Raw genomic sequence first — 11,918 nt, forward strand, 5'->3', positions numbered from 1 at the left:
TAGTGCAGTTTTTGTAGCAGAATCATCCGGATTGATGACTTCAAAGGATTGAAGACATGCCCCAGGCAAATGGATTGCAGTTCACCGTCCGCGTTGGCGGTCTCCCCTCTGATATTTTTTCACTCGTCGGTTTTACCCTGACCGAATGCCTGTCCGAGGTGTTTCACGGTCGGCTTGAGCTGGCCAGTACCGATCCCTCAATTCAGGCAGCGGAAATTCTTGAGCAACCGGTGGATCTTGTGGTCTGGCAGGATGGCGAGCCTCTAAGGCGCTTCACCGGTGTGGTCAACGAATTTGTTCGGGGCGATGCCGGTCACCGGCGCACCCGCTATGAACTGAATATTCAGTCGCCGCTCTGGCGTCTGGGACTGATGCACAACAGCCGGATTTTCCAGACCCAAAGCAGCGATACCATCGTGGGTACCTTGCTGGAAGAGCGCGGCATTATCGACTCGGTTTTCGATCTGAAACGCACTCCAGAGCAGCGGGAGTATTGTGTTCAGCATCGAGAAAGCGACCTGGCCTTCCTCGAACGTCTCGCGGCTGAAGAGGGCTGGCATTACAGGTATGAACACGGGAGCGTGGACGCAGACACACAGCCGGCGCTTGTAATCGCCGACCATCATGGCGATGCACCGAAGCTGGAGCCGGCAGAATATAACGCCAAAGCCGGCGGCGGCAGCAGGCGCCCGGTCATGTACCGATTTCGATATGAAGAGCGGGTAAGGGTGGCCTCTGTGGCCATGAAGGATTATACCTTTAAGAATCCCGCCTATGCTTTGATGCATCAGCATGCTTCCGGCGACCTGAAGCACCGGGAAGATTACCAGCACTACGATTACCCCGGCCGCTTCAAGGCCGATGCCAGTGGCCAGCCGTTTACCGAAGCCAGACTGCAATCCCTCCGCAATGATGCCAGTACCGCATCCGGTGAGAGCAATCGCCCGGACTTCAGCGCCGGCGCCAAGGTTGAGCTGAAGGAGCACGACAGCGACGCCCTGAATCGGGAATGGCTGCTGACCGCCGTCACTCACACCGGCACCCAGCCCCAGGCCCTGGAAGAGGAGGGCGGCAGCGAACCCACCACCTATCACAACCGGTTCAATGCCATACCTGCAGACCTGACCTGGCGTCCCCGAACGCCCCATCGTCCTCTGATGGACGGCCCGCAAATTGCGATTGTCACCGGCCCGGAAGGCGAAGAGATCCACTGCGATGAACATGGCCGGGTCAAAGTCCGTTTCCCTTGGGATCGCTACTCGAAAAACGACGAACACAGCAGCGCCTGGCTCCGAGTCAGTCAGGGCTGGGCCGGCGGCCAGTATGGCTTCATGGCCTTGCCACGAATCGGCCACGAAGTAATTGTCTCCTTCCTGGACGGCGACCCGGACCAGCCCATCATCACCGGGCGAACCCATCACATCACCAACACGCCACCCTATGGGCTGCCGGAACACAAAACCCGCACCACCCTGAAAACCAAGACCCACAAGGGCGAGGGCAGCAACGAACTGCGGTTTGAGGATGAGGCGGATCAGGAACAGATCTACGTCCACGCCCAGAAAGACCTGGACCTGCTCACCGAGAACAACCGCACGGAGGTGATTCGAAACGACAGTCACCGCACGGTCGAAAACAACGAATTCAGTCACGTCAAAGGCAATGAGCACCGAACTGTCGATGGCGAACAGCGTGAGTCGGTCGGAAGTGATTACAGCCTCTCCATCGGTGGCAGTCTTCACAGCAAACAGGGCAAAAACCAGCTCGTTGAAGCTGGCACCGAGATCCACCACAAAGCGGGTATGAAAGTCGTAATCGAGGCGGGCGCCGAACTCACGCTCAAGGCGGGTGGCAGCTTTCTGAAGCTTGATCCCAGTGGCGTTACGGTCTCCGGGCCCTCGGTGCGCATGAACTCTGGCGGTGGGCCTGGGAGTGGGAGTGGGGTGGCGTATAAAGTCCCGGAGCTGCCTGCCGAGATTGCTGGCTCAATCGGACGCCCGGAGGTTTCGCAGGTTGAAGAAACCACCCAACGCGGTAACGGAAAGAGTGCTCCGCAGGTTTTGGCAGATCACTCAACATTGCTGAAGGAATCAGCCAACCAGGGAGCGCCTGTCGTTTCCGATTGTGAGTTTGATGAGAATGGACGCTGCAAACTACATCAGCACGCTTGATAGCCTGGATTTGCTGGCCCAGGAACCCTCCAGCGCGGACTTTGCCGTCATTGACCTCGCGGTCGATGATAGCTTCCTCAGATTTCTTTACGAAGCTGACCAGCATGGATCGGTTCAGTGGTGGAGTCTTCTGGAGAATACCCGATGGCAGGCCTCATGGAAGCAAGGACCCATACTTCTGGCGCTCAATGGAGACACCCGATTTCATAGAAAGCTTAAAGACCGATTGAGCTTTCTGCCGCTGGGAGTCCTCATTGATTCGCCGGAAAGCTCGACGTGCGTTTTTAATTGGGCTCAGGGATGGTTGCTAGCACTTGCAAAGTCAGATGAGCGACTGTTTCGATTTTACGATCCAAGGTCTTTTCGTCCATTGCTGGCGGCTTTTGCAGGGCGAGCAAAACCGATCGTGAATGCCGGAGTAACAATCTACTGGCATAGCGGATCGGATTGGCAAGCACACCAATCGCCTGATCAAGCCGGAAAGACAGAACTCTCCGAACAACCCGCGTTGGTTCAGTCTGAACTCTCCGCGTTGCCGCCCTATAGATTGGCTGACCGTGCAATGGCTTATGAGCAAGTTTATCGGGATTATTTGCCTGAAAGCGGAGACCGAAGAGTCTGGGTTCTGGAGCAGCTTCAGAGAGCATTGAACCTCGGTTGTGAGAGCGCCTCACTACAAGAGCGTTGGTTGCGACTTTGCATCCGCATTGGCTCTGATCTGGTTGGGACGTCAGATTTTCAGAAAGTTATGAAAGCCCCGGAGATGACGCCGGCGGACCGTATGAACGCGATGGAACGTATATTGGAGGGCACGGATGCCACAGCATAAAGTTCAGTCAGGGGAAACGCTTTCAGCTATTGCTTCGAAGTATCAGGTTTCGTTGAGTGCGATCAAAAATGAGAATCCGATTATCAAGGATGTGAATCACATTGAAGCTGGATGGAATCTCACTGTCCCTGAAAACTCCGTAGACCAAAAGGCTTTTCCGGCAGCGCAATCGGCTAATGATGATACGAAAGATCATCTTGAATGCTCCCAGTGTTCAATTGAGTGCGAAGCGCTTGTCCACGTCACTGGTGAGGAAGACACTGTCTATGCGCTTAGTCGCACTCAGCTGAAGGATCTGATTGGTGAGATTGAGACTCTCAACGAGCCCTTGATTGAGCTAAAGGAAGCGGAAGCGGGGCCCGTAGAGGATATACCTGCTGCGCGCGAAAAGGCGTGGGACAGCCTTCGAGAGTTGGGGGCACTCCCCGAAACTGAGCAAAGTTCGACAGCAAAGGAGCTGCTCAATGACTACGAGGCCCGCTGGAAACGAGAGCGACAACGACTCGAGCATCAGCGTCGTAGAGAAAAGCGGATTGAATATGAGATCAATCAGATCCGAAATCAGATTCTGTTTCCCGCAAGTCAATCCAACCTCACAGACAGGAAAGACCAGCTCTCAGTAAAAGTTTTCACAACGCTTTGTGCTGAACTGGAAGCGACACTGCCCGCTGTAAAGACCAAGGTTGAGACTTACGAGCTCATAACTGAAGCCAGTAAGCAGGACCTGGATGGAATGGATGAAAGGCTCAGGTTTCTTCGGGCGGCGTTGGAGGCTGAGCTGCAGTATCGGATGGCCCAGAGCGATAAGGAGCTGGACAGCCGGCAAATAAGACAATTCAGGCATGAAGCCCAGGAACTTAAGAAATACACCCGTTGGCCGGATTTCATTGCAGAGGCCGATATTCAGTCTTTGGTAGACAAAAAGAAACGACTGAATGAGCTCGATGATGAGCTGATTCCCTACATGGATTACGTCAGCGAATATGCCGCGAAAGTGTCCTGGGTTGTCCGACTTTGGAACGTAATCCACCATGATGAAGTTGAAAAGTACCGTCAGGAGCAGCAGGAGCGACGGGACCTTATCGTGGATATAGAGAAAACCCTGAGGCGTTTGGTGAAAACCAGTCCGCCTTCGGCCCTCGATGTTCTCGCCAAGCCGAATTTCGACTCTATGAGGGCCCGACCTCTGGTCGAACTTAAGCTCACTGGTGGTGCGGGTTTCCGCTACGCCCGCCAGGAGGTTCTGAATCAATTACGCCGTAACTGGAAGCCGCTCAAGGCTTCGGATGTTCGAGCAGTTATGAGTGCTGCCGACTTTGAACGGGCCTGGGACGAGGCGAAAAACGGCCTGAAGAGCGACCGGTCGCTCAAGGTGAAGTTTGCCGAATGGAAGAGCGAAGAGGACAACTTCTTCAACCAGTTGGAAATTGAATTATTCAAAAAAGAAGCTTCAACCGAAGATGGTCGTTTCGCCGCAAGTGCCGAAGCCCAGATGTTCCGGTTTGCCGCGCAGTGCAGCCTGGAAGCCAACTACGAGCCCGAAAAGGGCCAAGCCTATATTGGTACCCAAATGCAAGGAGCGTACAGTCTCCTGCAGGGTGAGGCGACTTTTGCGGCCAGGCTGCCGGATGAGACCGGAGCAAAGGTGCTCCTCGAGTACGAAGATCATCAGGGAAACTCGATAGAGCTCCACTGTGGATACTTCAGGGCCGATGCGGAGTACCGGATTCAGGGTTTTGCGGGTGCCTGTCTTTCTCTCGCTGCAAACGCGAAGTTATCCAGTGAACCCGGGAATGTTGGTATCTCTGGAGAGACCAACGGGCAAGCCTTTGCTGGCGCAACTGTAAGTAATGAAGCCAGATTTGGGGTTAAGTGGAGGGCTGCTTATAAGGAAGTTGATGGAGCGACTGATGACCAAACAGGGGGGGATCCTGAGTTTGAATTGCTGGCTGAGGTAAAGCCAGAAATTGCGGTTTCATCCGGCATTGGTTTTGGTTTTGATTACAAAATTGAACTTCGCGAGAGCAAGCTCGTGGCCTTTTTCAAGGGTACTTTGGTTCTTGGTCCCGGCGGGAGTGGGGGCGTTGCTGCGGAACTGAATGCTGAGCAGATTTGGGAGTTGGTTAAGTTTGTTAGGTGGTCGCTAGAGCAGAGCGATTTTAGATTTTTGGATTGGATTGATGAAGGCGCTTTTAAGCATATTACTTTATTAATTAAAACATTCGCCATAACTAAATCTGACTTTAACCAAATCGTTTCTCAAGGTGTTGAACGAATTGAAATGTTTTGGGCGGATTTGACAAAAGACAATTCACGAATTCGAGATGTCGCTGCGGTAATTATCGAGAACGATAACTTAAATAAGCTAACCCCTCCTTCCAAGGCCGAATTACTAGACGCTCTAACGAAAAACAGTTCAGGCTCTCTTAACTTCAAGGATCCATATAAGGAATTGATCAACGAAGCGAGTATGCAAATTCTTGAGACAATAAGTAGCCACCGTGAATTGGTAGAGGTTTTTAAGAGAATTGGTAATGGGGGGCGTAAAGGTAGTTTCCATGATTTTAAGACCAATTACTCAAAAATCATTGTTCAGAGGTTATTTCGTTCCCCCCAGTCACTAAGAACCGAGCAGTGGTTGTCAGGGGTGCTCGGCTAGCATTTGTTGAAAAGTTAATTTCCTGCCGGATCCCAAGAACATCGGAATCCTCGGCTATTTGCTGCTAGTGTCTCAGATCCCCTACGGCGAGTCACGGTTGTGTTTCCTTCAAACTCTTCGTAGTGGCCTCCTCGAAGGACCCGGTAGGAAAGACCTTCAAAGATGTCTGTTTGTCCCACTGCAGGCCCCTTAGGGTTATCGATTGGAGATCTCTGATAATAATCACTGGAGTATTTATCGCCAACCCATTCGCCAACGTTGCCAGACATGTCATACAAGCCTAGAGCATTCGGTGGAAATGCGCCGGGAGGGTTTGGTAGTGAGGCTTTTGCAGAGGGATCGGAGTAGCGGCTCACTTCAGTCTTGGCCGCCATCGTGACATTTTCAATTGCCTCTCCACTCTCGGTGGCATACGGAAGCATTTGGCCACGGGCGCGTGCCGCATATTCCCACTCAGCCTCCGTGGGCAGTCGGACCTCTTTACCGGTCTGTTTGCCCAACCAAAGGCAAAAAGCATTTGAATCAATCCATGACGTGACCGCTGGTAATGCGTTGTCAAAACGCTCCGGCATTTTGTTCTTCATATCTTTATAGCGGCTGTCTGAGGGTTCATATCCCGTAACCGCCATGAACAGCTCAAAATCCTGCTGTGAAACCTCGTATTTCTGAATATAAAAATCATCAACGATGACACGATGTGCCGGGATAGTATCGCTTCGAACACTCCATCCCCCAGGATTCCCCATCAAAAACTCTCCACCTTCGACAAAAATCATGGTGTCCATCTGGCGTTGGACCAAGTCTTTTGCCTGAGATTCGTAATACAGGCTACAGCCGGAAAGGGCAGAAGTGACAACAAGAGAGGAAATAACGTGGTAACGCATGTTTGCTCCGTGCAATGGGATTAACACTCCATTTGTTTACTCGATTCTATCAACTTACTTGAAGCAACAGAATTACCGAATAGATAGTTTGTGTGTACTGGAAGAACCGAGTCTCATCTTGTGACTTTCGAGGCCAATCAGGGTGACTCGGATGCTATGGATGTAGGCTTTGGTTACTCAAGGCAACACTACAGTCTGAGCTTCCGAATCAGATTGCTAAAAGCGAAAACGACACGGGCATCCGGAAAGTCGATAATTCAAGCATGTTCCGCAGTGAAACTCTTTGAGAATGAACAACGGAAACCCGTCGATTCGTTTGTTACCCGTTCTATGGCTTTGCGCCTAGTGACTGTTGTGTTCCCTGAAAAATCTCTAAAATCGCCGCCCCGGAGAATCCTGTAGGGCTCGTTGCTCCAGCTTTCTATGACTGGGCTCTCGGGTCCCTTTGGGTTATTTACAGGGGAGCGCTCATAATAATCGGCGCGATAATAGTCTCTCACCCATTCCGCAGCATTGCCTGACATGTCGTGCAAGCCAAGCAGGTTTGGAGGGTAGCTCCCTGGCGGCTGCGGAAGTGCTTGTTTTTGCCGTCGGTACTGTGATGGGCGCGCGGCCATTGTTACACCTTCTTCTGCACGTCCATTCTCAGTGGCATAACGCAACGTTTTACCGCCGCTTCGGGCTGCATATTCCCACTGCGCCTCGGTTGGAAGCCGAATATTTTTATCAGTTTGAGAGCCCAGCCACCTGCAAAACTCCGATGCATCGGTCCATGACACTACGGCCGGTAGGTTTGACTGGAAGCGTTCGGGATGTTCCGGGCAATGGGGTTAACACTCCATGTGTTGGGAATATTCTATCAACTTGCTTGGAGCAACAGAATTACCATAGAGATAGTTTGTATGGATTGGAGGAACCGCGTCTCATCTTGTGACTTTCAAGCCTTGTTGAATCGAGTATAATTCCGAGTTCCGAAAACAGGGTGTTTTCGGGCAAGGAAGCAATCTTCAAGGGAACTGATATGAAAACCTTCAATACGCTGCGGGTGATTTTTTCACTCGTGGGTGTCGGCATGCTTGTCGGCGCCTTTTTCTCTTTCCAGAGCACTTCAACCTTTCTTGAAACCGCGACAGCCAAGCCGGGCGTTGTAACCGACCTGATTCGATCACGATCCAGTGATTCCAATGCCTACTATCCTCTCGTCCGTTTTGAAGACGAAAAAGGCAGGCTCACAGAGTTCCTCTCATCCAGCGGCAGCAACCCTCCGAGTTACAGTCGCGGAGAGACGGTTCGTGTGTTGTTCATGCCCGGCAATGCTGAGTCTGCAAGAATCGATGGATTCTTTTCGCTGTGGGGAGTCACCCTGATCGTAGGCGGTTTGGGCGGTGTTTTCTTTATGGTTGGAGCCGGTATGTTTGTTGTGCCCGCTGTCAGGACCAGTGGGGCTGCCAAACTTCGCAAAACCGGGCAACGGGTTCAGGGTATGTTTCAGGGTGTCGAAAAGAACCAGATGATCGTCATGAACGGTAAGAGCCCCTATCAGATCGTTTGCCAGTGGCAGAATCCGGTCACCTCCGATATCCATGTCTTCAGGAGCGGCAACCTCTGGTTTGATCCTTCGGACCATATCCAGAGCGAGTCCATTCCCGTTTACATCAATCCCACAAACCCCAAGCGGTATTGGGTGGACACCTCCTTTTTGCCAAAGATGGCGAGCTGATCGGGCGCTGAATACGACTCAAGTGAACCCCGCGTAACCCTCTCCCGGGTGCGCTCGCGCCATGGTGAAGGTAGACTGACCGTTTTTAACACTGGCCTGGATTTTCCGGGCCAGCTTTTTTTCACGGTATACAGGCTTCATCATGGAAGACCAATCCACAAATAAGGAACCGCCGGGTGAGAACAAGCGCCTGCTGATTTCATCGGATCTTGCCACGCCGATATACGGCTTGTTCGGCTTGGGAATCCTGTACACCCTGTACGTTGCTCATCAGATTGTCCTGCCCATTATTCTTGCGGTGATGACGAGCCTGTTGCTCTCGCCCCTGGTCAAGAAGGCATACGTTAAGTGGCGGGTTCCCCGGATGATCAGCTCCCTGGTGTTTGTGCTCCTGGTGCTCGCCGGCATCGTCGGCATTACACTGGCCGTCGCGACGCCTGCCCTCAAGTGGGTTGAGGAAGTGCCCCAGGGGATATCGAGGCTGCTGGTGGGCGAGAGCGAAATCAGTCGCCAGATCGCCAGAGTCTCCGAGTCTGCGGAACAGGTTGAAAAGTCCGTTGAGGAGCTCTCGGAGTCAGAAAGGCAACAGCCAACGACGGTTGTTCTGCAGACGGATTCCTGGCGCAACCAGTTGATGACCAAAGCCCGGAACGGCATCGCTGGCCTGGCTTTGGCACTGGCATTGACCTATTTCCTGTTGGTGAGCGGTGATCGTCTGATCAAGAACTTTGTTCGTCAGTTGCCTATTGATCAGCGGAAAACCGTGCTTCGGATTACCCACGATTCTCAGCATCAGATTGCCCAGTACCTGGGCGTTCTCGGCCTGAGTAACCTGGCCGTCGGCACCACAACTGGTCTGATCTGCTGGGCCGTCGGGCTGCCGGATCCGGCTGTGTGGGGACTGGTCGCCGGGCTTGCCCGGTTCATTCCCTACCTGGGGGTTATTCTCTCTATCTCCATGCTGACGATTGTCTCTGCCATTAGCCTTGATGAGTTCTGGATGATGGCCATTGCGCCACTTGGCTTCCTGGGTTTGACCACGCTGGTCGGGTTCTTTATCGAACCCTGGATTCACGGCTTTCGGATGGCGATCAATCCGGTGATCATCTTCGTCTCGATCTTCTTCTGGGGCTGGCTCTGGGGGCCGGTAGGCGTGCTCCTGGCGGTGCCTCTGATGACGGTCATCCAGGTGGTACTCAAGCAGATTCCCAAGCTGCGTCCTGTCTATAAAGTGATTGCCCGGTAGTCTGATAATGGATACCCGCAACACGCACTGACACGCCCGCTAAACTCACCTATCCTCTTTGAATACCCGAAATTCAGCAAACAGGGAGGATCGTCAGCCCATGATCCCGAACACCATGAAAGCCATGGTTCTTACCGGTCACGGTGATGTCGATAAACTGGAGTACCAGGACGTGCCTGTTCCTGCGCCCGGAGCCGGTCAGGTGCTTGTTCAGGTTACGGCAACGGCGAAGAACAACACAGACCGCAAGGCACGGGAAGGGCTGTATCCCACCAAAAAAGGCGAAATGACATCCTTCCAGATGGGCGGCAAGCCCACGCTGGTTTTTCCGCGGATCCAGGGGGCAGACATCGCCGGGCGCGTTGTGGCTGTTGGTGACGGTGTGGATGAGTCCCGCATTGGAGAACGGGGCCTTCTGGATTTCAACATCTACGCCAATGACCGCCGAGACATCAATCTCACGCCCGATTACTACGGCCACGGTGCCGACGGCGGTTACGCGGAATACGTAGCGCTGCCGGCTGACCAGTTCCATCACATACCCAATGCCGAACTGGCGGATGCCGAAGTGGCGTCCATGGGCATGTGTTCCTACCAGACCGCCATGCACATGCTTACCTCGGCCAACATCAAGGCCGGAGAGCGGGTCCTGGTGACCGGCGCCAGCGGGGGCGTTGGCACGGCCCTGATCCAGCTTTGCCGAATTATGGGGGCTATTCCCTATGCTCTCAGTAAACAGGACAAAGCGGCAGCGCTGTTGGAACTGGGCGCCGAGGCGGTGCTGGATCGCTCCGATATGGACAGCTTTGTAGATCGGGTGAAAGCGGAAACCGGAGGCAAGCCCATTGATGCGGTGATGGACCTGGTGGGCGGAGAGATGACCGATGTGTTCATCGACACCATGATCTTCGATATGAACGCCCGCAGCACCTACCCGCGCCTGAGTATTGCCGGGGCCAGTGGCGGCAACATCAGCGAAATCCTGTGGACCCGGATCTACCTCTACCAGGTACAGATTTTCGGGGTATCTCATGGCACCCGCGAAGAGGCGGAACAACTAATGGCCTGGATCCGGGGAGGGCAACTGAAACCGGTTCTGCACGGTGCGTTTCGGCTTTCTGACCTGCACCGGGCAGAAGAATATTTTGTGAACCGGGGTAGTAATTATCTCGGCAAGATCGTGATCGTTCCCGACTCACAATGGGAAGAACACGGCCAACCCTGGTCACTGGAGAGCGCTTGATGAAACCGGAACTTACCATTCAGTTGATGGATACCCATGCCGGCGGTGATGTCAGCCGGATCGTGACCGGTGGCATTGATCTTTTGCCCGGTGATACCGTGCGAGCGCAGATGGAGTACCTGCGGGATGACGCCGACGGTCTACGCCGGCTTTTGCTGGAAGAGCCCTACGGGATACCGGAAATGTCTGTGGATCTGTTGGTGCCGCCCACGGATCCGCGAGCTGCCGCCGGTTACATCATCATGGAAGTCATGGGCTACCCTATCTACTCGGGCTCCAACACCATCTGCACGGCTACTGCGGTGCTGGAAGCGGGCATTGTGCCCAAACAGGAAGGCCAGCAGAGTTTTATACTGGAATCGCCCGCCGGACTGGTCCAGATTGAGGCGACGGTGCACGACGGAGTGGTAGAAGCCATCACCTGTGAGGGTCTGCCCAGCTATATCCACACCTACAAGGCCACCATCGACGTGCCTTCGCTGGGCGAGATTACCTACAGTGTTGCATACAGCGGCGGCTTTTATGCGCTGGTGGATGCAGCCAGCATGGGCTTCGATCTGACCCTGGACGAAGAACGCAAACTCGCAGAAACCGCCCACGCCATTGTCGAGGCGATTCAGGCAGAGCGGGGCTTTTCCCATTATACGCTTGGCGACGTAGGGCCACTGCCGTTCCTGCACTTCATGGGCCCTGTGGAACATGTGGCAGAGGGCTATTACCGGTCCCGCTCGGCAACCTATGTGCATCCCGGGGTGATCTGTCGGAGCACAACGGGCACTGGCACGTCCGCCCGTCTGGCGTTGATGAACTACGAAGGCAGTATCAAGCCGGGCGACAAGCTGGAAACCGTTTCCCTCAGAGAGACGGGTTTTATCGGTGAATTCACTTCGGTTGAGGAAGAGGGTGAGTACCAGGTGATCAAAAACAGCATCACCGGCAAGGGTTATGTCATTGCCCGCTCCGACATCGTGGTCAATTGCGATGATCCCATGGTGGAATGCGACTCCCTGCACCACATACTTTCAAGCCGCCATCCCGGGAAGATTACGCCGAAATCCTGATTTTCGTGTTTGATCCCTTCAAGGGTGCGGCAGGCCTGTCGCACCCGCTTTTCCTGCTCATAAAGCCCCGCAGATTTCTTCCTTTTTGGTCTAAAGTTTGCCTTT

The 11,918-nt window shown here is 53.7% G+C and carries 9 protein-coding genes and 1 pseudogene; 7 read left to right on the forward strand and 3 right to left on the reverse strand.

Annotated features, from left to right (window positions below):
• Positions 1–56 precede the first annotated feature (56 nt).
• The 3 genes from AC5JQH_RS16190 to AC5JQH_RS16200 are packed head-to-tail and all read left to right on the forward strand — an operon-like array spanning position 57 to position 5,659.
• A complete protein-coding gene (locus tag AC5JQH_RS16190; RefSeq protein WP_493805754.1) occupies positions 57–2,171 on the forward strand; it encodes a type VI secretion system Vgr family protein in 2,115 nt (704 codons plus the stop codon).
• The gene (locus AC5JQH_RS16195) at positions 2,140–3,000 is read left to right on the forward strand and encodes a DUF4123 domain-containing protein (RefSeq protein ID WP_493805755.1); all 861 of its coding nucleotides are present in this window, start codon (positions 2,140–2,142) and stop codon (positions 2,998–3,000) included. Before AC5JQH_RS16190 ends, AC5JQH_RS16195 begins: the two co-directional genes overlap by 32 nt.
• A complete protein-coding gene (locus AC5JQH_RS16200) occupies positions 2,987–5,659 on the forward strand; it encodes a LysM peptidoglycan-binding domain-containing protein (RefSeq protein WP_493805756.1) in 2,673 nt (890 codons plus the stop codon). The genes AC5JQH_RS16195 and AC5JQH_RS16200 overlap by 14 nt, the downstream gene beginning before the upstream one ends.
• Before the next feature lie 14 nt (positions 5,660–5,673).
• Here the strand turns inward: AC5JQH_RS16200 and AC5JQH_RS16205 are convergent, their stop codons facing one another.
• Together AC5JQH_RS16205 and AC5JQH_RS16210 are read right to left on the reverse strand one after the other, a co-directional pair.
• Positions 5,674–6,543: a formylglycine-generating enzyme family protein gene (locus AC5JQH_RS16205; RefSeq protein WP_483112174.1), complete on the reverse strand. Its 870-nt coding sequence runs from the start codon at positions 6,541–6,543 to the stop codon at positions 5,674–5,676.
• 257 nt (positions 6,544–6,800) lie between these two features.
• Positions 6,801–7,343 (reverse strand): annotated as a pseudogene (locus AC5JQH_RS16210) (formylglycine-generating enzyme family protein); the annotation flags it as partial.
• A 221-nt stretch (positions 7,344–7,564) separates the two neighbouring features.
• On the opposite strand from AC5JQH_RS16210, the gene AC5JQH_RS16215 reads away from it, so the two are divergent.
• Positions 7,565–8,263 carry a DUF3592 domain-containing protein gene (locus AC5JQH_RS16215; RefSeq protein ID WP_493805757.1) on the forward strand — a complete coding sequence of 233 codons (699 nt, stop codon included), beginning with the start codon at positions 7,565–7,567 and terminating at the stop codon, positions 8,261–8,263.
• 18 nt (positions 8,264–8,281) lie between these two features.
• On the opposite strand, the gene AC5JQH_RS16220 is transcribed toward AC5JQH_RS16215, so the two are convergent.
• Positions 8,282–8,407 carry a hypothetical protein gene (locus AC5JQH_RS16220; protein ID WP_264752422.1) on the reverse strand — a complete coding sequence of 42 codons (126 nt, stop codon included), beginning with the start codon at positions 8,405–8,407 and terminating at the stop codon, positions 8,282–8,284.
• Between AC5JQH_RS16220 and AC5JQH_RS16225 the strand changes: the two genes are divergently transcribed.
• From AC5JQH_RS16225 to AC5JQH_RS16235, 3 genes are all read left to right on the forward strand, one after another.
• Positions 8,406–9,509, forward strand: a complete 1,104-nt coding sequence (locus tag AC5JQH_RS16225; RefSeq protein WP_493805758.1) for an AI-2E family transporter — start codon at positions 8,406–8,408, stop codon at positions 9,507–9,509. The two genes, AC5JQH_RS16220 and AC5JQH_RS16225, sit on opposite strands and share 2 nt — an antisense overlap.
• A 100-nt stretch (positions 9,510–9,609) precedes the next feature.
• Entirely contained in the window at positions 9,610–10,752 is a 1,143-nt protein-coding gene (locus tag AC5JQH_RS16230) for a zinc-binding dehydrogenase (RefSeq protein WP_108019406.1), read from the forward strand.
• A complete protein-coding gene (locus AC5JQH_RS16235) occupies positions 10,752–11,813 on the forward strand; it encodes a proline racemase family protein (protein WP_008175927.1) in 1,062 nt (353 codons plus the stop codon). Before AC5JQH_RS16230 ends, AC5JQH_RS16235 begins: the two co-directional genes overlap by 1 nt.
• Positions 11,814–11,918: the final 105 nt, after the last annotated feature.

The sequence above is a fragment of the Marinobacter sp. H13 genome (assembly GCF_059072335.1).